We start from the raw sequence: 21,628 nt of genomic DNA, 5'->3' as shown, positions 1-21,628 counted from the left end.
AGAATGAAACCAATCTGGCTTGATGTGGATACCGGTGTGGATGATGCCCTGGCTATTATGCTGGCTGTACGCTCTCAAGCAGTTCATATTCTTGGGATCTCTACGGTTTCAGGAAATTGTCACGTGACGGACGCGACCCGAAATACCTGCGCCATTCTTGATCTTTTAGAGGATAATACCATCCCTGTTGCCAAGGGGATGGAACAGCCCTTACTCCGGCCATGGGTCCATGCTGCTGATGTTCATGGAGATGGGGGATTAGGTAATTTACAACTCAGCGTACAGCGGGAGCGGGTTGTAGACCAGCATGCGGTGCCTTATATGATTGAGCAGATCATGCGTGCAACAGAGCTTATCACCCTTGTTACCCTCGGACCCTTAACCAATGTAGCAGCTGCGCTTCAACAGGAGCCTCGTCTTCGGGAGAAAATCGATGAAATTATCATCATGGGTGGTGCCTCTACGAAGGGTGGTAATGTCACACCGGTTGCAGAGTTTAATGTCTATGTTGATCCTGATGCAGCGAAGATCGTTCTTCAATCAGGCTTGCCCATTCAATTGGTCACTTGGGATGTAACCTTGGATGCTTGGTTAAGTGAAGATGAGGTGCAACAGTTGGAACAATCCGATGACCCTGTAGCGAACGGAGCAGGAGAAGCCATTCGTTTTCTCCAAGCGGTCTTTGGTTCCCATGTACCTCTTTGCGATCCTACTGCGGTAGCTGCATTACTTCAGCCATCCTTAATCGAATCAAATACTTATCCAGTTGAAGTAGAAACGATGGGGGAATTGACGCGAGGAATGACCGTGATTGACTGCCGCCCTGTGGTTTCTACACCATTGGTAGATGACCAACGGCCGCGAATCGCGGTGGCTGAGGAATTGGATCGCAAAGGATTTGCACATCTATTCCTTGAGATAATCTTACAGAAGTGATCACCGCGTTTCATCATATCTACAATTTCAAAGGGAATGGAGCTTGATTCACGAATAATTAAGCAGTCTATCTAACAATTGATGGTCGAGGGAGGAGTAAAGAGATTTTAGGCTTAAGCTTTTTAGATATCAGTTACTTCGACAAACCCGATTAAAATATCAGATACTTCTTCAATAAGCTCTTTGGGAGCGGATTCGAAATAGGATGCCTTTATTGCATGGATATCTAAGGCCTTCACCTGTTCACACATGATGACTCCAGTTGTTTGAGTACGTTCATCTAACTTAACATGCAGTGGAAATCCTCGATTCGTATTCGTAATGGGACATACCATGGCTAATCCGGTGAAATGATTAAACACATGATTACTTACAACCAACGCAGGTCTCTTTCCTTTTTGTTCGTGTCCAACTTGCGGATCAAATTCTAAAAAAATGATATCCCCTTGCTTTGGAATATAGTTCATTCAATCACCTCTTTGCCAGATGGTTTCCCTGTATCCCATTCACTACAATGGTAATCTTCTTGATATTCTGCAATTCTTTCTTGCAAGGTACGATGTCTTTTGGCAGGTGCAATAATCAAGTTGCCGTCCTTCACAGTCAATTCCACGGTATCATTCTCGTGGAGTTGGATCATTTCGAGAATCGTCTTTGGGATTCGAATCGCATGGCTATTTCCCCATTTTTGAATCGTAGTATACATCATCATCACCTCTTGTTATGAGTATATACAATGTTTATACGGAATACAATTGGTCATTGTCCTGGAATATTAGAAAAGCTGTCTCTTGGTCATTTGCATGAACCAAAAGACAGCTTTTTTTGTTGCTCAATCATCGAGCGCTGAGAGAAAAACTACATTGAGAGAAAACCTTTGAGAGAAAAGCTTTTGTGAGAGAAAAGCTTAATAAGTAAGGAATCGTGCGAGCAAAGTTTATTGGTGTACCTTTTCTGCTACAACTTCTGTGATTTTCATGGAGCCGGTTTTGGCATATTGGATATGCCAGGATAGTGCTTTTTCAAGTACGTGGGGAGTTTGTCCACCACGTTGCAGTGCTTCATCATAGTAAGCGCGCAATTGATCGCGATAATCGGGATGAGCACAATTTTCAATGATTTGGATGGCACGCTCACGGGGAGCGAGGCCACGTAAGTCAGCAATCCCTTGCTCAGTCACGATGATGTCCACATCGTGCTCGGAGTGATCCACGTGGGATACGAATGGAACGATGCTGGAGATGTTGCCACCTTTTGCTACAGATTTTGTCGCAAAGATGGAGAGACGTGAGTTGCGAGCAAAGTCGCCTGAGCCACCGATGCCATTCATCATCTTGGTACCAAGAACATGGGTGGAGTTCACATTCCCATATATATCCGCTTCAATCGCAGTATTGATCGCGATTAGACCAAGACGACGAATGACCTCAGGATGATTGGTAATCTCTTGTGGACGTAGTACAACGCGATCTTGATATTGCCCCAGCTTTGGATAGACCTCATTCATCCGTGTTGGTGAGAGGGTGATGGAGCAGCCTGAAGCAAAGCTAACCTTGCCAGCATCAAGTAAATCAAAAACAGCATCTTGCAGTACCTCTGAATAGACGGTTAAATCGCTAAACTCGGAGTCCAGGAATCCATGTAAGACCGCATTGGCTACTGAGCCAATCCCTGACTGTAAAGGCATTAGATTCGCAGGTAAGCGACCAGCTTTGACCTCTTGACGAAGAAAACTAAGGAGATGGTTCGCCATCTGCTGTGTCTCTTCATCAGGTTCTGCGATGGTGGAAGGGGAATCAGGCAGTTCGCTGATGACCACGGCTTTCACCTTGGCAGGATCTACCTTGATCGATGTTGTTCCAATTCGTTGGTCCACAGAAGTGAGGGGGATCGGTTCTCGTTCTCCTTGTTCAGCAGGCGTATAGATATCATGCATACCTTCTAAAGCCATTGGCATGGTGGTGTTAATCTCAATGATCACGATGTCAGCTTGTTGAACAAATAGGTTGGTATTCCCAACCGATGTAGTAGGGATGATACTACCATCCTCTGTGATGGCCACCGCTTCAACAATGGCCACATCAATTTTTGGCAATGCATGGGAGCGAATGTTCTCAGACATCACGGAGAGATGCTGGTCAATAAAGAGCATATCGCCAGCATTAATATGTTTCCGCATCTGTGGGTCCGCCTGGAAGGGTAGGCGCTTATGGACAAGACCCACCTCAGCCATCATTCCGTCAATATCATTTCCTAGTGAAGCGCCAGTATAGATATCAAGATGGATCTGGTTAGGATGCTGTTTCACATAATTAATGAGAGCTAAGGGGACAGTTTTTGCATCCCCTGCTCTTGTAAACCCACTCATACCAATAACCATACCATCGTGAATCCACTCGATTGCTTTTTCTGGCTCTGTGAGTAGCTCCTGATAGTGTTGATAGCGTAAACGCTTTTCAAGCATGGGGCTCCCTCCTTATCGTTAAAATATTTTTCATAAGAAATTTCACAAAATAGACAAAATCACTGTACTATTAGATTAGCAGGGCTTGTTATAGCATTCATTAAAAATCTGATAAAGAAGAAGAAAAGCAGATAAAGTAGAAAATAAAAAGCTGTTTTATGTAAAACGCTTTCTTCCTTTTATTTTCTCTACAGCGGGTATTTGATTCAATCAGGTTAAAACCCTAATAATTGACGGAAATAGCTGGAATACTTCTGGCTGACCGGTATTTTACTCTTCGCTTGATCCTGCATGATGAGCATAAAGGTGGAATGAAAATGAGGCTGTATTTCTTGAATGGCCTCCATTCTGATTAAGTAAGCACGATGGACACGGATAAAAAGATGGGAAGGTAAAAGCAGCTCCAATTCCGTTAAGGTGTACTTATTTTGAAAGATCCCACGCGTCGTATGCAAGTAGGTTTTCCCGTTTTGCGATTTTATAAAGATGATCTGTGAGTAATGTAAGGGAAGCCATCGATCCTCCTGCTTACCGATGAGGAGGGAAGGACGCTGTGTTTGTAAGCTGCTTCGTTGAGTGGGTGGTAGAATAATGGTAATCGCTCCCACCTCTCCATTCTGTAAGGGTATCGGATAAGCAGTAGCAAAATAAGCTTGTCCAAAAACACCTTTGTCGATGTTGCTAGTGTAGACTCGCTGTTCTTTGATCGCCTTAAGCGCTGCAGTACCCAATCGCAGTTTTTCCCCAGGCTGAATTGCCAAGTCAATATTAGCGCCTGGCTCATAGTAGACAAATTGTTGTCCATCTGCAACAGCAAGTGCAGCCTCTGTCGGTATGATTGGTCGAAATGCTTGGACGATGGTCGTTAAATCCACTTCCATCATCATTCCCTCCTTAACTCATAATTCAAATATGAATGTGGCATGATATTATTTAGCATACATCCAATTTACAGGAGGTGAAAGTCTAGATGCATAAGGGATGGAACATATTAACCATTCGAATGCTTGTGATGATGTTGTTGCTTCTATCGATGGGAAGCATAGCATGTACGGAAAAACTACATGCGGATAGCGTAGATACCTATACAGTTAAACCAGGGGATACCCTTTGGTTCATTGCCAAACGTTATGGTGTGAGCTTTTATGATATTTTAGCTCATAATCGACAGTTAACTAATCCTGACAATATTTCCCCAGGGGATACCATTACTATACCTATTTATACAACCATTCAGTGGACAGAACGTCAAGTGGTTGATCTAGTCAATCAGGAGCGTGCTAAGTTTGGTTTACCTCCATTACGTCATAACCCTGAGCTAGCTCGAGTAGCACGATTTAAATCCAGCGATATGCGGGATCGTCATTATTTTTCTCATCAGTCTCCTACGTATGGTTCTCCATTTCAGATGATGCAGGCCTTTCGTATTTCCTTTCGTTCTGCTGGGGAGAATATCGCAGCAGGACAACCAACACCTAATCAGGTGATGCAAGGGTGGATGAATAGCCCAGGACATCGTCAAAATATCTTAAATGGTGGATTTACTGAAATTGGTGTAGGCTATGTGACAGGTGGTTCCTACGGTCATTACTGGACACAGATGTTTATCCATCCCTAAAAATAAGTTGGTATCTTCTAGAAGATCGTCCATTCTGGTAAGCGATTTCACAGACCAGAATGGACATTTTTATTACAGCGTAGTCCAAAACTAGTTCGGAATAAGAGGAAAAAAGGTGTTCATCGGAGAAAGTAATAGAGTATGAAAATAACCGTATAGAGAGAAAGGTGAAACATCATGGAAAGACAAGTGGGCCTTGTCCTAGAAGGGGGAGGAATGCGCGGGCTTTATACAGCCGGTGTCCTAGATTTATTTATGGATAAGGACTTGTATTTACCCTACGTAATTGGTGTTTCAGCGGGAGCATGTCAAGGCGTTTCCTATGTTGCACACCAACGAGGCCGTAATTATCAAGTGAATGTAGGCTATATTGATCGTCCAGGCTATGTAAGCTATACCAACCTCTTTAAGGGGAAAGAACTATTTGATATGGATTTTATCTTTAATACTGTACCGAAGGAGCTTAGTCCACTGGATGGAGATGCACTTTTGAAGTCGAAGCAACGCTTTTTAATCGGTACTACGGATTGTGAGTTAGCATCCCCAATTTATTGGGAACTGAATAATCCAGATCATATCGGGAGCTATGAAGATCTGATCACAGTCATTCGTGCATCAAGCAGTTTACCATTTGTGAGTAAAGCAGTCACATATCAGGGTAAATTATTGTTAGATGGAGGGATCTGTGATCCCATTCCTGTAAGGAAAGCCTTGAAAGACGGGAATGAAAAAGTGGTCTGTATCCTTACACGTGACCAAACATATCGTAAAAAACCATCACGCTTTTCAAAAATGGCTAAACATTTTATTAAGGATGAGTATAAAGCGTTATTACCAATCATGAAAACACGCTATCAGCAATATAATGAAACCTACGACTTTATTGAAGATCTTGAAAGAGAAGGCAAGGCCTTTGTAATTCGACCGAAGCAACCAGTTGAAGTGAGCCGAACAGAGCGGAATTTAGCGAAATTGAATGCCCTTTATCAAGAAGGCTTTCATGATGCAGAAGAGCAATATCACCGTTTAATTCAATGGCTTTCATGAACACCGAGATACTTCTCACATTATGCATGACAAGGGTGAAGCTGCCATGTTACGTACACATCTGTCAAAATTAGCTATCATCATTCCTAGCAGCGTCTTACTCGCTGCTTCTTATAACATGTTCCTGTTACCCAATAAATTATTGAGTTCAGGTCTTGCTGGGATCGCCATGATCATCGGGTTACTTACCCCCATCAATACAGGACTACTGATCTTCCTCTTTAATGTTCCACTCTTTATCATGGGATATCGTCATTTAGGCAGGCGTTTCGTTACGTATAGTGTCATTTCTGTAGCTGTGACATCGCTTAGTATGTATTACATACCGTTATATGCCATTGCACCTAATGATCCACTACTCTCTGCTGTTTTTGGGGGAGTAACCAATGGGATCGCGATCGGTCTCATTCTACGTGCCTCCGGGTCGACAGGTGGGTTTGATATTATCGGCTTATTATTGACACAAAAAAAGGATTACCCCTTAGGTACGCTAATGTTTGCCATGAACGCTGTGGTGGTTCTTCTTGCAGCATTCTTCTTTGATCGAACCTTAGCTCTCTATACCTTGATCTCCATCTATGTGGTTGGACGTGTAGTTGATACGATCCATACTCGTCATATTAAGCTAACCCTTATGATCATTACCAGCAAGGGTGATGAAATGAAGAATAAACTGCTTTCCCGGATGTATCGAGGGATTACCATCTTTGATGGTGAAGGGGCTTATACCCATGAGAAACGGAAGATTCTCTATACGGTTATCTCACGTTATGAATTAGTGGAAGTGAAGAAAATGATCCGTTCTGTGGATCCGAAAGCCTTCGTCAATATAACCGAGACGGTGGAGGTGATGGGAGCTTTCCATCGTGATGTTATCTAAGTAAAATCGAATCGGCTTCTAAGCTTAAAATAGGGAGGGCAATTCATTGCACGATCAGATGATCCTTGTTTTTATTATCATAATCATCATGGTTGTTCTCTTTATGAGTAACCGACTACGGGCAGATTTTGTTGCCTTATCTGCCCTCGTGACGTTGATCCTAACAGGTATTATAACTCCACAAGAAGCGCTCGCAGGCTTTTCCAACACGGCAGTCATCATGATTGCCGCCCTTTTTGTAGTAGGGGCAGGCATTTTCCGTACTGGTCTCGCCAAAGCCATCGGTCAAAAGATCATTCAATTAGGCGGGCAGAATGAACGCCGCTTATTAGTGATTGTGATGCTGGTTGTGGCTTCCTTCAGTGCGTTTATGAGCAATACAGGAACGGTTGCTGTTTTGATGCCTATCATGGTGAGCCTTGCCATGGGAATTGGTAGGGCACCAGGTCGTTTTTTACTCCCTATGGCCTTTGCCAGTAGTTTAGGTGGTGTTCTTACTCTAATCGGCACCCCTCCCAACCTGATTGTCAATCAGACGTTACAGCAGTTTGGTTATGAACGGCTTGGCTTCTTTGACTTTACTCCTGTGGCCTTAGCTGGGGTAATCGTGGGGATCTTCTATATGGCTACCATTGGTCAGCGCCTACTTCCCCATGGATCGAAGAGTAAGCGTGCTCTGGAGAAGCCCTCAGAGGAACAAAGTAGGTCCTCTGCTCATACCTATCTACAACTCTCAGCGTTTATCCATGTGGCTAAGGTGCTTCCTACCTCCTCGATTCTTAATCAAGAATTGCACGAATTACAGATGACCCAGCGTTTTGATCTCACCATTCTCGAGATTATGGGGAAGAGCCAGAATGGTAAGATTATTACTAATACCTATGATAAATTGGCTGGACCCCATACGGTTTTACAGCCTGGTGATCTGCTATATATCTTCGGCAATCCCATGCAGTTCCAGCTTTTTGTTGAAACCTTTGGTTTGAAGGCGATGGACAGAGAAAGTCAGCAGTTAGGTGAGCAGAATCATCTCATCCATCTGGTAAATAAGCAATTCGGGATTGCAGAAGTGATCCTGGTGCCTTCATCAACCTTTATTCATCATTCGCTCAAGGAGACCCGATTTCGCGAACGCTATCAGTTAAATGTTCTTGCCATCAATCGGCGTGGGGAGTATCTAACCCATAAGGTGGGTGATGAGTCCTTGCGCTTTGGGGATACCCTCCTCGTGCAGGGAAGCTGGGAATCCTTAGAGACCTTGCAGGCAGATCAACATCAGTTCGTGGTGGTAGGTAGACCTTCCGAGTTAGCTAGTACAGCCAAGGCGAGTGGTAAAGCCCCCATCGCTGCTTTAATTATGATCGCCATGTTAATCGTCATGACATTAGAAATTATTGCACCTGTTACGGCAGTAATCATCGCTGCACTAGCCATGATCATTACTGGTTGCTTACGTAATATGGATGAAGCATACGGAAGTATTAACTGGGAGTCGGTTATCCTAATCGCTGCGATGCTACCCATTGCCACAGCATTAGATAAAACAGGAGGCGTTCAGTTTGTGGCCCAATGGTTGATCCAAGTCATAGGAAGCTACGGCCCATTCGCGGTATTAGCTGGCTTTTATCTGTTAACCACACTCTTCAGTCAATTCATTAGCAATACAGCTACTGCAGTCATCTTTGCTCCTGTTGCCCTGACCACTGCGGTGCAGATGGGAGTAAGTCCATATCCTTTCTTGTTGTGCGTCTCATTGGCAGCAAGCATGGCTTTTTCGACCCCCGTGGCCTCACCCCCCAATGCTATGGTAATGACCGCTGGTGGGTATCGCTTTACCGATTACATGAAGGTGGGTATCCCATTACAGCTAATCCTAGCTGTTGTTACCATCTTCATTCTGCCATTCTTTTTTCCATTCTAAAAATGAGGAGAAGGAATGACTTTCCATTGGATATAATATAGTTACAATGTCTTGTTAAGAGAATGCAATAGGAAAGGGGTTATTAAATGTCCACTGAAGCCAATCAATTGCAAGGGTTTATACTGCTTAGCGCTAATCAAGTAGAGGAGATTCATTCCTATGTTCGCCACTTCATTCACGAAAAAAGTGGAGCACAGCTGCTACATATTAGCAATGATGATGACAATAAAGTGTTCTCCATCACATTTCGGACACCACCTAGTAATGATACAGGTTTACCCCATATTTTAGAGCACTCTGTCCTGTGTGGCTCAAGAAAGTATCCTGTAAAGGAGCCTTTCGTTGAGCTGATGAAGGGCTCGCTGAACACCTTCTTGAATGCCATGACCTTTCCAGATAAGACCATGTATCCTGTGGCTAGCAGGAACGAGAAGGATTTCTTTCATTTGATGGATGTATATCTGGATGCCGTCTTCTTCCCCCAGCTCCTTGAGAACCCAGAGATCCTTATGCAAGAGGGCTGGCACTATGATATGACAGATCCTAAGGATGAATTAACGTATAAGGGTGTTGTCTACAACGAGATGAAGGGCGCGTTTTCTGCACCGGAGTCCATTCTGTTCCGGAATATTCAAAATTCCCTCTTTCCAGACACTCCTTATCGTTATGAATCTGGTGGAGATCCACGAGCCATCCCACAATTAACTCAGGAGGAGTTCGTCGCTTTCCATCGTCGTTACTACCATCCTTCCAACAGCTTTATCATTCTCTATGGTAATGGCGATCTCAATGAGCAATTGCAGTACCTAGATCAAAACTACCTCTCTCAATTCGATCGGATTGAAGTGGACTCTGAAATTACTGAACAAGCAGCTTTCAAGGCACCAGGTAAGAAGGTAATCGATTATCCCCTTTCTTCTGACGAAGATGAGCAGGAGAAGACCTTAATGAGCCTAAATTTTGTTGCTGGAAAGGCAACGGATCCTGAGCAGTACTTAGCATTACAGATCCTCGAATATCTGCTATTAGAAATGGAGTCCTCTCCCCTAAAGCGGGCATTGATTCAGGCGGATCTTGGTAAGGACGTATTTGGCTCGGTGGATACTAGTATTCTTCAACCAGTATTGAGCATTGTGCTGAAGAATACTGAAGAGGAGCGAGCAGAACAGTTTCAGGATGTGGTCTTTACAACACTCCGTCAATTAGTGAAGAACGGAATTGACCAACGCTTAATCGAAGCTGCGCTCAATCCCTTTGAGTTTCAGCTACGAGAAGCCGATTTTAAACAGTATCCGAAGGGTCTTGTTTATAGCTTACAGGTATTAGATAGCTGGTTGTATGGTGGCGATCCCCTTGCTCATTTAGCCTATGAGCCTACATTGAAGAAACTTAAGGATGGACTTGGTTATCGTTATTTCGAACAACTGATCGAACGTGTTTTTCTACAAAATTCTCATCATTCACTCCTCATCGTCCGTCCCAAAAAAGGATTAGGCGAGGCTCGGAATCAAGAGCTTCGAGCTGAGCTGGCCAAGCGTAAAGCAGCCATGAGCCAAGAGGAGATTACACGGCTTATCGCTGAAACGAAAAAGCTCCAGGAACGTCAGCAGACTCCCGATGACCCAGAGGCATTGGCCAAAATTCCAATGGTGGAATTGAAGGATGTCAAACGAGAAGTGGAAGCACTCGCTGTACATGAACTGAAATGGCAAGGTAATCAGGTGCTTTATCACTCTGATATGACCAACTCCATTCTCTATCTTAATTTTTACTTCCGTTGTGATCAGATCTCCGCTGAAGCCATTCCTTATCTGGGCTTGCTTACACAGGTATTTGGTAAGATGGCTACTGAGCGCTACTCGGTGGAGGAGCTCTCTACAGAAACCAATCTTCAAACGGGCCGTTTAGATTTTAATGTCCAAACCTTTGGACAAAGTGGTGATGCCACCCAATTTACGCCCTATTTTGTCATCAAGACCAGTGTTCTCAAGGAGAAGCTCCCACGTTTGCTTGAGCTGCTTGATCAGATTCTTCTCCATACGAAAATGAGTGACGAACGAAGATTACAAGAGATCATTCGTGAAACCAAGTCCCGGATTGAGATGCGCATCTTCGACCAAGGGCACCGTGTGGTCTTGGGACGTTTACTCTCGTACTATTCTCCACTTGGGGCATACCAAGAGAAAGTGAAAGGGATCGAATTTTATCGTTTCTTGCTCAAGCTTGAACGAGAGTTCTCCAATCATGCAAAAGAGCTGACGCAACAGCTGGCTCAAGTGGCAGAACAGTTGATCAATCGCAATCAACTGCTGATCCAACTTACCTGTGAGGAGCAGAATCTTCAGGAGGTTGAATCCTTGGTAAGTCAATTTACAGCAGGTATTCATGCTACACCCGTAACAGTACAACAAAATGTTGCGCTCGCAGATGTGAAGAATGAAGGGATCATGACAGCAGGAGATGTTCAATATGTTGCCAAGGGCTTTAATTTCTTAAAGGCGGGTTATTCATATCAAGGACAACTCCTGGTATTACGATCCATCATGTCTACGGATTATCTTTGGAGTCGGGTACGGGTACAGGGTGGTGCATATGGTGCTTTCCTCCATCTTGACCGCCATGGTAATTTTGGCTTTGCTTCCTATCGCGATCCTAATCTTTCCCGTACGCTGAAGGTGTATGATGAAGCAGCTGCATATTTACGGGATTTCCGTATTGAAGATCGGGAGATGACGAAACTGATCCTAGGAACAATTAGTCGCTTAGACACCCCACTAACCCCCTCACTTAAAGGTGATGAAATCATGGATCGCTACTTACGAGGGATCAGCTTGGAGGAATTACAACAGGAGCGGGAACAGGTTCTCAATACAACGCAAGAGGAGATTCGTAACCTAGCGCCCCTTGTGGAAAAGGTCTTAGCTGATGCGCCATACTGTGTCTTAGGAAATCGTGAAACAATTGAAGAAGAAGGGGAACTATTCCAACAAACCTTCCAACTATTTGCTTAAAAAAGCTCATATCCGCATCCATCACTGCCCATATCACACCATCCACCTTCATTAGCTGTGGATGGTGTGTTTTTTACGCAACAAGATTGAACTATAGAAACTGGGAACAGCATTGGGTTGACAGGATCAATATAAAAAAATGGAAAGGGAGTTGATCAGATGTATCGAAAAGGTTGGTTATTTCTTCTCCTGTTCGTGTTTCTTGCCATCATGTTCAGTCTTCCTGAGCAGGTTGTGAATGGGCAACAGGAGGAGGTGGAGCGATTGAATCCAAGATGGCGCCAACAGTTAGCGAAGAAGCTTGATAAAATTATCGATGACCCAATGCTAGCAGGAGCATCGGTAGGGATTAGTATACGTTTTGCTGAGACAGGAGAAGTGCTCTATGAGCATGAAGGGGATCGACGTCTTGTCCCAGCCTCCAACCAAAAACTATTAGTAGCGAGTGCGGTCCTTCATCACTTGGGTGCAGATTATCGCTTCGTAACCAGTCTGTGGACAGAAGGTGAAAGGAATGGGGGAGTACTTCAGGGCAATCCTTACCTTAAGGGACAAGGGGATCCAACATTAACACCTGATCGATTGCGCCTCCTTGCTCAACAGGTAAAGGATGCAGGAATTGAACGGATTGCTGGAGATTTAATTCTCGATGATAGCTGGTTCGATGAAGTGCGTTTAGGTGAAGATTGGGCATGGGATAATGAGAGCAGCTATGTTGGTGCACCTGTCTCTGCACTGACTTTTTCTCCTAATGAAGATTATGATGCAGCGACGGTATTACTACAGATTACACCAGGACAAGAGCTAGGAGAGGCTGTTCAGGTGTATATGATGCCTCTTGTTTCCAGTATCCAAATTGAGAATCGTGCTACAACAGTGGCGCAGGGGGCGAAGTGGAGTCTTTCCGCAGAACGGGAGCACGGAACCCCAAAGATTATTATCAAAGGCACAGTACCTAAACAGACTAGTCCCGTAAGGAGATGGGTGAGTGTTTGGGATCCAACGGTGGCAACGGGTGAAGTATTCCTTCACTATTTATCAGAGGTAGGAGTGGTTGTGGAGGGTGAAATGCAAAAGGGGCGGAAACCTGAACATGCAGTCATCCTGCTATCACAAGAATCCATCCCCTTAAGGGAACTACTCATCCCCTTTATGAAGCTAAGCAATAATAGTCATGCGGAAATTCTGACGAAATCCTTAGGCCGAGTGGTGAAGAACGAAGGAAGTTGGAAAGCTGGCTTGCAAGTGATTCGGGAGTATCTTCATAGCAAAGGGGTTCAAACAGAGACGCTTTTACTCCGCGATGGCTCCGGCATGTCCCATCTCAACTTACTTCCCCCCGAGGAGGTGACAGCCTTGCTTTATCATGTGCAGGAAGAGCCTTATTTTGAGCTCTTTTACAATTCCTTACCCCAAGCGGGACATCCTGAACGTCTCATAGGCGGTACCATGAGAAATCGCTTACGAGGTACCTTGGCAGAGGGGAATGCACGTGCCAAAACTGGTTCACTTACAGCGGTGGATACATTGGCTGGATATGTAAATACCAAAGATGGCCAACCGCTAATCTTTGCCATCTTTATCAATAACTTTATTGGAGCACACCCAACAGCCATTGAAGATGAGATCGTTCGTGTGCTAGCAGAGACCCAGTTTCCTCATGGTAAACCCGTTGAAGAGGAGAAGAATGAAGGTGTGGATGGCTCCATCGAGATGGAATCTTACCAATAAGTGCTAGTGAAAAAGATAGAAGATAAGGATGGCTGTGATAGCACCATTGAGTGCTCCAGCCAGCACATCGCTTGGATAATGTAAACCGAGATAGATTCGGGAAACTCCAACAAGCGTAGCGAGAGGTAAGAGAAACCACCCTGTTATGGGTGCATATAAAAAAGCTGTGATGGCCATGGCAAAAGCTGCTGTGGTATGACCTGATGGGAAGGAGCAATCGGCTAGAGGATTACGAAATGTCCGTGAGCCCGGCAATGTAATATAGGGTCGTACACGTGGCACCCGCCATTTGATAAAACGCATAAAGAGATGGCTCACAGCCACAGCAATTAAGGCATCCCATGCCCATCGATTAGCAGGCGATTGGATGAAAAGAATGGAGACAAGTAGAAAAAAGATGGAGAAGGTAGCACTTCCTAGATGTGTTAGCAGTGGGAAAAGGCGATCACCCCATTGATATTGTAGTTTTTGGTTAATCAAAATAAACAGCTTGCGATCCAGCTGCTGTAATCGCTGCAACATTGATTTGCTCCTCCTTTTTCTAACGAAAGCCAAGCATCTCGTTAAGGAAGTTTCTTCTTACAGAACGTGATGAAAAAAAGGCATGGTTTGCAATTGCAGACCATGCCCCTTTATTATGCTAAGGTGGCTGCTAGACGCAATGGTGTTAGAAAACGAATTCCATCTTCCTGATTCTGATCAAAAAGGGCATTCTCAAGTACATACCTCATTATCATTGCCATATGCTTCGGACTCTCTACATGTATACCATACCCTTTGGAAACAAAATAGTCCATATTCTCTTCCTCTTGTCCAGGTAAAGGTTGATAAAAGAGTAGGGGGATTCCTTTAATGATGGCTTCTGTACAGGTAACACCGCCTGGCTTGGTAAGAATGAAGTCGGATGCATCCATCAAGGTTTCAATCTGCTCTACATATCCATAGAGATAGCAATTGGGTGATTGCATCAGGGGATGCTTAGCTAATTCCTTATAGAGTGATCGATTCTTACCAGTCACGATCAGTACCTGAAGCTGATGGCGGAAGGGTAAGAGAGTATTTAAAAGCTTCGTAGATAATCCAAATCCGTTACCGCCACCCATCATAAGGAGTGTAGGGAGCTGTGCAAGTCCTAAACGGCATCGGGCTTCTTCTTTATGCTGTTTGATATAAAACTTCGGATGTACAGGTAAGCCGCTTACTAAAATATTTTCAGACGGGACGCCGAGGTGAAGCAGCTTTTGAAATGATTCCCAAGTGGGGACGTAATAGCGATCAACGCCAGAGCTAATCCAGCTTCCATGGACGCCATAGTCAGTAATTACAGTGTAAAGGGGTACGCGAATACCCTGTCTCTTTATATAGGAAATTGCAGCGCTAGGAAAGGGATGGGTGCATACCACAATATCAGGTTGATGTTTCTGTAAAAATGAGAGAATTTTAGAATAAAAGACTTGATGTAATAATGTTTCAACCTCTGGTCGTAGTGGGCGGTATTGCCGCCAATGATAGAGTCTTCCCCAAACATGAGGGGAAAGCTCTAGAAGCTTCAGATAGCTATTAACAAACCAATGATGGCGAAGGGGATGTAACTCTTTTCCGATCTCGTAGACAAACACATCCCAATTAGGGAAAAGTAGTTGAATCTCTTCACGGATGGCCGTGGCTACTTTGGTATGACCAGCACCAAAAGCTTCAGAGAATATTAAAATACGTTTCTTTTCCACCAAATCTTCCTCCTTCACCCAATAGCATACCAAAATATTGTAAAATATTCATCCTATTTTTGTGATATTTACCATGCGTTTAAGTACAGACTGTTAAATGGAAGTAGGATAAAACGTGAAGATAGCACATGAATAGATCACACAGATAAAATAGGTTCAGCTATTCGCCAATTAGGTGATACAATTTGACGAATTATGGAGAAGTTAATCAAACCTATTGACAGATTATGATGTGCTGTTTATTCTGAACGTAGAATGTGTAAACGGTTACAGATCACATGAATGTGTGATGATAAATGGGGAGGTGATCCTTTGGCAACCATTCGTGATGTAGCACAGCTCGCTGAAGTATCGGTGGCCACAGTCTCACGTGTGATGAACAATAATGGATATGTAAATAATGAAACGCGGGAACGGGTTCTACGAGCCATTAAAGAGCTGGATTATCACCCCAATGTGCTTGCCCGAGGGCTTAATAAGAAGCGAACAAAAACATTGGGATTATTACTTCCCGATATCACCAATCCTTTCTTCCCTCAATTGGCACGTGCTGTTGAGGATGTAGCACAGGAATTTGGTTATAGTCTTGTCCTCTGTAATTCTGATGATCAACCTGAGAAAGAGCTGCATTATATCAAGATTTTGGAGCAAAAATATATCGATGGAGTTCTGGTTGTTTCCAGCTCCTTCTCACGGGAGGATCTCCATGAACGGATTCCAGTGGTTGTATTTGACCGGATTGGGGCTGAGGATATCCCCGCTGTCTGTGTTAAGAATCGTTCAGGTGCACGGCTTGCTGTGAATCATCTCTTCGAGATTGGCTGTAAACGAATCGGCCATCTCCGTGGTCCATTCGATGCGAGCACTGCTGATGAAAGGTATCGAGGTTATATAGATGCCGTCCAAACTCAGCCATGGTTTTCTGATAATTATGTGGAGGTTGCCAATTTCGACATGGAATTAGCGAAAACAGCTGTCCTCCGTTTATTGCAACGTCAGCCAGATATCGATGGAATCTTTGCAGGGAATGATCTTATGGCTGTTGGCGCTCTGAAAGCATTGCTTCATGCTGGGTATCGTGTGCCAGAGGATATTGCTCTCATCGGTTTTGATGGAATTCCTCTTACAGAGACAGTTGTACCTGAGATCTCTACCATTGTTCAGCCTATCTATGAGATGGGTGAGCTAGCAACGAGATTACTACTTCAGTTAATTGAGCAAAAACCTGTCCTAGAACAAATCTATGAACTGGATGTTCAACTATTACAACGAACTTCTACGAGGAAAAAATAATAGATGGGGGGATGAAGATGAATCAGCCAGTTCAAGTGTTAGTGATCGGTAGCTTAAATATGGACTTGGTAACAGAAACCGAACGAGCACCTCAAGTAGGTGAGACCATCATGGGGAGCGATTTTCGCCAATTACCAGGCGGTAAGGGAGCCAATCAAGCGGTTGCTGCAGCGCGTCTGGGTGCAGAAGTAATCATGATCGGTGCTGTGGGGAATGACGACCTCGGTGATCACTTAATCCGTACGATGGCGCAAGAAGGGATTAAGACCAATGCCATTCGTAAGGTAGCGGATCGACCATCTGGTATCGCCCAGATTACCCTTGCCCAAGGGGATAATCGCATCATTGTCGTTCCTGGTGCTAATCTTGCTTGCACCCCTGAATGGGTGGATCAGCATCAAAGCCTGTTTCAACAGGCGGATATTGTTGTATTGCAGCTTGAAGTTCCCCTTAACACCGTGATACGAGCTGTAGAACTGGCTAATCAATACGATGTACCTGTGGTGCTTAATCCTGCACCTGCCCAAGCGCTACCAGCTGAGCTTTATCATCAGATCGCATACCTTACACCTAATGAGACGGAGCTGGCTTATCTTATACGTTCATTAAGAGTTCAAGATGGACTTGATCAAGATGTTGTCATTCAAGAAAAGGAAGGCTTTGCTCTTCTGCTTGAACAGAAGGTTCCTCACCTATTGATGACTGTGGGAGCAGAGGGGGTATTTTACGCTTCTCAAGCAAACCCTCAGCTTCAGCATCATCCAGCCTTTCCTGTTGCAGTTGTGGATACAACTGGAGCAGGTGATGCGTTTAATGGTGCCTTTGCCGTTGCCATTGCTGAGGGGATGAGTATGGAGAAGAGTATTCGTTTTGCTTCTGCTGCTGCTGCATTGAAGGTGCAAAAATTTGGTGCACAGGCAGGGATGCCAACGCGTGATCAAGTAGAGGCCTTTTTAGAACAGCATGATGAATGAGGGGGAGCTTTAGCGATGAAGAAACAAGGGATTATCAATAGTGAGATCGCAGCACTCGTAGCACAATTGGGTCACAAGGATATGATTGTTATCGGTGATAGTGGTCTGCCTGTTCCAGCTGGTGTACCGAAAATTGATGTAGCCATTCGTTGGGGGCTCCCGAGCTTTCAAGATGTTCTTGATTCTGTATTGACAGAGATGGAAGTGGAAAAGATTGTATTAGCCAATGAAATTATGGAGAAGAATCATGACCAATGGCAAGAAACCATAGCAAAATTCACTTTAACTGAAATCGATTATTGTTCCCATGAGGATTTTAAAGAATTGACAAAAGCGGCGAAGGCTGTGATACGAACCGGAGAAGCAACTCCCTACTCCAATATTATATTAGTTTCGGGGGTCTGTTTCTAATGGATGGGGGTAGAAACCATGAGCGCCTTACTTGAGATGAATGGAATTGATAAGTCCTTTTCAGGTGTTTCTATTCTTCGTGATGTGCATTTTGATCTTCGTCAGGGAGAAGTCCATGCTTTGATGGGTGAAAATGGTGCGGGCAAGTCCACGTTGATGAAGATATTAGGCGGTATCTATCGTAAAGATCATGGAACAATTGTGTTAGATGGTGTTGAGCGAGAGTTTCTCACACCTGATGAAGCAATGAAGGCTGGGATCAGTATCATCCATCAGGAGTTGAATATGATCCCCTCCTTGACAGTGATGGAAAATCTCTTTCTCGGTCGCGAGCTAACCATGGGAAAAAGCGGCTGGCTCCGTAAGGAACAAATGAGAAAGAGAGCCCGTGAATCTTTAAACCGCTTAGGTCTGGAAATTGATCCGAATCTTCCAGCAGAACGGCTTTCTGTCGGCCAGCAACAAATGGTTGAAATTGCAAAGGCACTCTCTCTTGATGCGAAGATTTTAATCATGGACGAACCTACTGCATCTCTAACAGATCGGGAGATTGAACGATTATTTAAGATCATTGAGCAGTTAAAGCAAGATGGTGTTGGTATTATCTATATCTCCCATCGGATTGAAGAGATCTTTCAGATCAGTGATCGGATCACGGTTCTTCGTGATGGTCAATTTATTGGCTGTAAAGAGACCAGAGCAATCGATGTTGCTGAACTTGTAAAAATGATGGTAGGTCGCGAATTAGGAGAACGTTTTCCAAAACGTGAAGCAACCATCGGAAAAGAGATTCTCAAGGTAGAGGATCTAAGTAGTATCAAGGGGATTCATGGCATCTCATTTACATTACATGAAGGTGAAATTCTCGGAATCGCAGGGCTGATGGGAGCAGGAAGAACTGAATTGGTACGCGCGATTTTTGGTGCTGATCGTAGCTCAGGTGGCACGCTCTATCTCGATGGTAATGCGATTAAAATCACATCACCACGGGATGCCATTCGCCATGGAATCGCATTAGTCACCGAGGACCGGAAGATGGAAGGATTGGTTCTTCCCCTCTCTGTACGTGAAAATCTCTCCTTACCTAATCTTGGACAGCTTTCCCGCGCTAGTTTTGTGATGAAGAGTACAGAAGAAGCCTTTATTACCAAGATGATCAAGGATTTAAATATCAAAGCGGCAAGTCCTGAACAAGAGGTGCGCTCACTTAGTGGTGGTAACCAGCAAAAGATCGTCATTGGTAAATGGCTCGGTATCATGCCGCGAATTTTAATCCTAGACGAGCCTACTCGTGGCGTTGATGTGGGTGCTAAAAAAGAGATCTATACCATCATGAATCAGTTAACGCAAAAAGGTGTATCCATTATTATGGTTTCTTCAGAATTACCAGAAGTGTTGGGGATGAGTGACCGTGTACTCGTTATGCATGAAGGACATTTGACAGGTCTGTTTTCCCGTGAAGAGGCCACTCAGGAGTCGATTATGCTAGCTGCAACAGGAGGTGAACGAGCATGAGTATAAACATGAAGGGGATCACTCAGAGAATTACGCGGATGGGTCCATTAGTTGGCTTATTGATTATGGTCCTTATTCTATCCATTTTAAGTCCAACCTTTTTGACTACGGGTAATTTACTCAATGTTCTTCGGCAGGTAACCATCAATGCACTCATCGCTTTTGGAATGACGTTTGTCATTCTTACTGGAGGAATTGATCTCTCCGTAGGCTCGATTCTTGCACTATCCGGTGCTTTGACCGCAGGAATAATGAAGTTAAGTGGTTTAGATCCCATTCTTGCAGTGTTGTTTGGATTAATTGCTGGTACGTTGATGGGAATGGTGAATGGATTCTTTATCACCAAAGGGAAGGTGACACCATTTATTGCAACACTGGCTACCATGACCATCTTCCGGGGTTTAACCATGGTATATACTAGCGGACGTCCAATTTCTGGGCTTGGTAGTGATTGGTTTCGAACCATCGGTGCAGGTTATCTTTTTCACATTCCACTTCCTGTTATCTGGATGACGCTGATGTTTATCATTCTCTATCTTGTTTTGAAAAAAACCACCTTTGGTCGTTATGTGTATGCGGTAGGTGGTAATGAAGAGGCGACAAGGCTGGCTGGAATTAAGGTAGCCAAGGTCAAGGTTGCAGTCTATGCATTATCAGGCTTTCTTGCAGCTTTAGCTGGAATTATCTTAACCTCAAGACTGGATTCTGCACAGCCCAATGCTGGGTTGACCTATGAACTAGATGCTATTGCTGCTGTTGTAGTAGGTGGAACTAGTCTTGCAGGTGGTCGTGGCTGGATTATTGGCACCATGATTGGTGTATTAATCATTGGTGTTCTCAATAATGGTTTGAATCAGTTAGATGTCACATCCTACTATCAGCAAGTGGTAAAGGGTCTTGTGATCCTTGTGGCTGTACTGCTTGACCGTCGTAAAAGTGTGTAATTTCGATTAAAAAATCTACCATTGTGTACAACATAGAAGAAAGCACGAGAGGTAGATTTTTTAATATAAATTCAAGAGAAACTAAGGGGGTTTTTTGAATGCAAAGATTTATGAAAGGAAATCGTTTTCAAGTACTTGTTCTTGGGCTTGTATTTGTCATGATGTTTACCTTTGCTGTTGGGTGTTCCTCTGCGAAGGATGAAAAGCCTGCTGAGAATCAAGGTACAACCGACACAACCAATCAACCAGCTGCTACAGAAGAATTAACTGTTGGTTTATCCATCTCCACGTTGAGCAACCCATTCTTCGTTACTCTTCAAGATGGTGCACAAGCAGCAGCAGATAATGCAGGCATCAAATTAGAAGTTCGTGATGCAAAGGATGATCCAGCTAAGCAAGTTGCTGATATTGAGGACTTAGTACAAAAAGGCGTTGATGTGATCATTGTGAATCCAACTGATGGCGCAGCTGTTGTTGCAGGGATTGAAGCTGCAAACAATGCTAATATTCCAGTCATCACCGTTGACCGTGGTGCAGAAGGTGGTACCGTGGTAACACATATTGCCTCAGACAACGTTGCAGGTGGTAAAATGGCCGGTGAGTTTATTCTTCAACAATTGAATAACCAAGGTAAGGTTGTTGAATTAGAAGGTATTGCAGGTACTTCTGCAGCACGTGATCGTGGTGAAGGCTTCAATCAAGCCATTCAAGATGTTGCAGGGATCGAAGTGGTTTCCCGTCAACCAGCTGACTTCGACCGTTCTAAAGGTATGAGTGTAATGGAAAATATCCTTCAATCCAATTCTGATATTCAAGCTGTCTTCGCTCATAACGACGAAATGGCTCTAGGCGCTGTTGAAGCAATTGCAGCAGCTGGTTTAGAAGGAATTATCGTTGTTGGTTTTGACGCTACCGATGATGCTGTTCAAGCAGTTCAAGATGGTAAGATGGCTGCAACCGTAGCACAAAAACCAGACCTTATGGGCCAAATTGCCGTCGAAACTGCACAAAAGGTTGCCAACGGTGAAGCAGTTGATGCCCAAATCCCCGTTGAACTAGAATTAGTAACAAAATAAGTGTAAAATCGAACTACTATCTTTAGCAGAGGGGTAAACCCCTCTGCTTTTTTATTCAAAAAGTGTTCAAAATTGAATGT

The 21,628-nt window shown here is 44.0% G+C and carries 19 protein-coding genes; 13 read left to right on the top strand and 6 right to left on the bottom strand.

The features are described 5' to 3' along the window. Positions 1 to 3 precede the first annotated feature (3 nt). Entirely contained in the window at positions 4 to 936 is a 933-nt protein-coding gene (locus BN1691_RS09945) for a nucleoside hydrolase (RefSeq protein WP_048602079.1), read from the top strand. Between the two features lie 122 nt (positions 937 to 1,058). Here BN1691_RS09945 and BN1691_RS09940 read toward each other — a convergent pair whose 3' ends face one another. The 4 genes from BN1691_RS09940 to BN1691_RS09925 all read right to left on the bottom strand — a co-directional run bounded on the left by BN1691_RS09940 (position 1,059) and on the right by BN1691_RS09925 (position 4,281). Next, positions 1,059 to 1,403, bottom strand: coding sequence for a type II toxin-antitoxin system PemK/MazF family toxin (locus BN1691_RS09940; RefSeq protein ID WP_048602078.1), 345 nt, complete (start codon positions 1,401 to 1,403; stop codon positions 1,059 to 1,061). Further along, a complete protein-coding gene (locus BN1691_RS09935) occupies positions 1,400 to 1,642 on the bottom strand; it encodes an AbrB/MazE/SpoVT family DNA-binding domain-containing protein (protein ID WP_048602077.1) in 243 nt (80 codons plus the stop codon). Before BN1691_RS09935 ends, BN1691_RS09940 begins: the two co-directional genes overlap by 4 nt. Before the next feature lie 231 nt (positions 1,643 to 1,873). Beyond that, a complete protein-coding gene (locus BN1691_RS09930) occupies positions 1,874 to 3,400 on the bottom strand; it encodes an acetyl-CoA hydrolase/transferase family protein (RefSeq protein ID WP_048602076.1) in 1,527 nt (508 codons plus the stop codon). A gap of 215 nt (positions 3,401 to 3,615) precedes the next feature. Continuing rightward, the gene (locus BN1691_RS09925) at positions 3,616 to 4,281 is read right to left on the bottom strand and encodes a LytTR family DNA-binding domain-containing protein (RefSeq protein WP_048602075.1); all 666 of its coding nucleotides are present in this window, start codon (positions 4,279 to 4,281) and stop codon (positions 3,616 to 3,618) included. An 89-nt stretch (positions 4,282 to 4,370) separates the two neighbouring features. On the opposite strand from BN1691_RS09925, the gene BN1691_RS09920 reads away from it, so the two are divergent. The 6 genes from BN1691_RS09920 to dacB all read left to right on the top strand — a co-directional run bounded on the left by BN1691_RS09920 (position 4,371) and on the right by dacB (position 13,608). Further along, the gene (locus tag BN1691_RS09920; RefSeq protein WP_048602074.1) at positions 4,371 to 5,018 is read left to right on the top strand and encodes a CAP domain-containing protein; all 648 of its coding nucleotides are present in this window, start codon (positions 4,371 to 4,373) and stop codon (positions 5,016 to 5,018) included. 177 nt (positions 5,019 to 5,195) lie between these two features. Beyond that, the gene (locus BN1691_RS09915; protein WP_048602073.1) at positions 5,196 to 6,065 is read left to right on the top strand and encodes a patatin-like phospholipase family protein; all 870 of its coding nucleotides are present in this window, start codon (positions 5,196 to 5,198) and stop codon (positions 6,063 to 6,065) included. Positions 6,066 to 6,126: 61 nt separating this feature from the next. Then, a complete protein-coding gene (locus BN1691_RS09910; RefSeq protein ID WP_390621647.1) occupies positions 6,127 to 6,945 on the top strand; it encodes a YitT family protein in 819 nt (272 codons plus the stop codon). A 46-nt stretch (positions 6,946 to 6,991) separates the two neighbouring features. Further along, complete coding sequence (locus BN1691_RS09905; protein ID WP_048602071.1) at positions 6,992 to 8,866, top strand: SLC13 family permease; 1,875 nt, start codon at positions 6,992 to 6,994, stop codon at positions 8,864 to 8,866. A gap of 86 nt (positions 8,867 to 8,952) precedes the next feature. Then, positions 8,953 to 11,877: an insulinase family protein gene (locus BN1691_RS09900; RefSeq protein ID WP_048602070.1), complete on the top strand. Its 2,925-nt coding sequence runs from the start codon at positions 8,953 to 8,955 to the stop codon at positions 11,875 to 11,877. A gap of 159 nt (positions 11,878 to 12,036) precedes the next feature. Further along, on the top strand, positions 12,037 to 13,608 hold the full coding sequence (dacB, locus tag BN1691_RS09895) for a D-alanyl-D-alanine carboxypeptidase/D-alanyl-D-alanine endopeptidase (protein WP_048602069.1): 1,572 nt from the start codon (positions 12,037 to 12,039) through the stop codon (positions 13,606 to 13,608). Positions 13,609 to 13,611: 3 nt separating this feature from the next. Here the strand turns inward: dacB and BN1691_RS09890 are convergent, their stop codons facing one another. Further along, positions 13,612 to 14,130: a phosphatase PAP2 family protein gene (locus tag BN1691_RS09890; protein ID WP_048602068.1), complete on the bottom strand. Its 519-nt coding sequence runs from the start codon at positions 14,128 to 14,130 to the stop codon at positions 13,612 to 13,614. A gap of 113 nt (positions 14,131 to 14,243) precedes the next feature. Then, a complete protein-coding gene (locus BN1691_RS09885; RefSeq protein ID WP_048602067.1) occupies positions 14,244 to 15,335 on the bottom strand; it encodes an MGDG synthase family glycosyltransferase in 1,092 nt (363 codons plus the stop codon). Between the two features lie 312 nt (positions 15,336 to 15,647). Between BN1691_RS09885 and BN1691_RS09880 the strand changes: the two genes are divergently transcribed. The 6 genes from BN1691_RS09880 to rbsB all read left to right on the top strand — a co-directional run bounded on the left by BN1691_RS09880 (position 15,648) and on the right by rbsB (position 21,548). Then, a complete protein-coding gene (locus tag BN1691_RS09880; protein ID WP_048602066.1) occupies positions 15,648 to 16,628 on the top strand; it encodes a LacI family DNA-binding transcriptional regulator in 981 nt (326 codons plus the stop codon). 17 nt (positions 16,629 to 16,645) lie between these two features. Continuing rightward, positions 16,646 to 17,602 carry a ribokinase gene (gene rbsK / locus BN1691_RS09875; RefSeq protein WP_048602065.1) on the top strand — a complete coding sequence of 319 codons (957 nt, stop codon included), beginning with the start codon at positions 16,646 to 16,648 and terminating at the stop codon, positions 17,600 to 17,602. Positions 17,603 to 17,617: 15 nt separating this feature from the next. Then, positions 17,618 to 18,013 carry a D-ribose pyranase gene (gene rbsD / locus BN1691_RS09870; RefSeq protein ID WP_048602064.1) on the top strand — a complete coding sequence of 132 codons (396 nt, stop codon included), beginning with the start codon at positions 17,618 to 17,620 and terminating at the stop codon, positions 18,011 to 18,013. A gap of 18 nt (positions 18,014 to 18,031) precedes the next feature. Continuing rightward, positions 18,032 to 19,528 carry a sugar ABC transporter ATP-binding protein gene (locus tag BN1691_RS09865; protein WP_048602063.1) on the top strand — a complete coding sequence of 499 codons (1,497 nt, stop codon included), beginning with the start codon at positions 18,032 to 18,034 and terminating at the stop codon, positions 19,526 to 19,528. Further along, positions 19,525 to 20,472 (top strand): ABC transporter permease, encoded by a 948-nt coding sequence (locus BN1691_RS09860; RefSeq protein ID WP_231638386.1) that lies wholly within the window; start codon positions 19,525 to 19,527, stop codon positions 20,470 to 20,472. Before BN1691_RS09865 ends, BN1691_RS09860 begins: the two co-directional genes overlap by 4 nt. A 98-nt stretch (positions 20,473 to 20,570) precedes the next feature. Further along, the gene (rbsB, locus tag BN1691_RS09855; protein ID WP_231638385.1) at positions 20,571 to 21,548 is read left to right on the top strand and encodes a ribose ABC transporter substrate-binding protein RbsB; all 978 of its coding nucleotides are present in this window, start codon (positions 20,571 to 20,573) and stop codon (positions 21,546 to 21,548) included. Positions 21,549 to 21,628 lie beyond the last annotated feature (80 nt).

It is taken from the genome of Rubeoparvulum massiliense (genome assembly GCF_001049895.1).
In the GTDB taxonomy this organism is placed as follows: Bacteria; Bacillota; Bacilli; order Rubeoparvulales; family Rubeoparvulaceae; genus Rubeoparvulum; species Rubeoparvulum massiliense.
Note: the sequence above shows the minus strand (reverse complement) of the source record. Positions and strands in the feature narration are given on the sequence as shown.

Excerpts from the sequence above, each read along its gene's own strand:
- BN1691_RS09945 (WP_048602079.1), top strand. The coding sequence starts at position 4 with ATGAAACCAATCTGGCTTGATGTGGATACCGGTGTGGATGATGCCCTG.
- BN1691_RS09940 (WP_048602078.1), bottom strand. The coding sequence starts at position 1,403 with ATGAACTATATTCCAAAGCAAGGGGATATCATTTTTTTAGAATTTGAT.
- BN1691_RS09935 (WP_048602077.1), bottom strand. The coding sequence starts at position 1,642 with ATGTATACTACGATTCAAAAATGGGGAAATAGCCATGCGATTCGAATC.
- BN1691_RS09930 (WP_048602076.1), bottom strand. The coding sequence starts at position 3,400 with ATGCTTGAAAAGCGTTTACGCTATCAACACTATCAGGAGCTACTCACA.
- BN1691_RS09925 (WP_048602075.1), bottom strand. The coding sequence starts at position 4,281 with ATGGAAGTGGATTTAACGACCATCGTCCAAGCATTTCGACCAATCATA.
- BN1691_RS09920 (WP_048602074.1), top strand. The coding sequence starts at position 4,371 with ATGCATAAGGGATGGAACATATTAACCATTCGAATGCTTGTGATGATG.
- BN1691_RS09915 (WP_048602073.1), top strand. The coding sequence starts at position 5,196 with ATGGAAAGACAAGTGGGCCTTGTCCTAGAAGGGGGAGGAATGCGCGGG.
- BN1691_RS09900 (WP_048602070.1), top strand. The coding sequence starts at position 8,953 with ATGTCCACTGAAGCCAATCAATTGCAAGGGTTTATACTGCTTAGCGCT.
- dacB (WP_048602069.1), top strand. The coding sequence starts at position 12,037 with ATGTATCGAAAAGGTTGGTTATTTCTTCTCCTGTTCGTGTTTCTTGCC.
- BN1691_RS09890 (WP_048602068.1), bottom strand. The coding sequence starts at position 14,130 with ATGTTGCAGCGATTACAGCAGCTGGATCGCAAGCTGTTTATTTTGATT.
- rbsK (WP_048602065.1), top strand. The coding sequence starts at position 16,646 with ATGAATCAGCCAGTTCAAGTGTTAGTGATCGGTAGCTTAAATATGGAC.
- rbsD (WP_048602064.1), top strand. The coding sequence starts at position 17,618 with ATGAAGAAACAAGGGATTATCAATAGTGAGATCGCAGCACTCGTAGCA.
- BN1691_RS09865 (WP_048602063.1), top strand. The coding sequence starts at position 18,032 with ATGAGCGCCTTACTTGAGATGAATGGAATTGATAAGTCCTTTTCAGGT.
- BN1691_RS09860 (WP_231638386.1), top strand. The coding sequence starts at position 19,525 with ATGAGTATAAACATGAAGGGGATCACTCAGAGAATTACGCGGATGGGT.
- rbsB (WP_231638385.1), top strand. The coding sequence starts at position 20,571 with ATGCAAAGATTTATGAAAGGAAATCGTTTTCAAGTACTTGTTCTTGGG.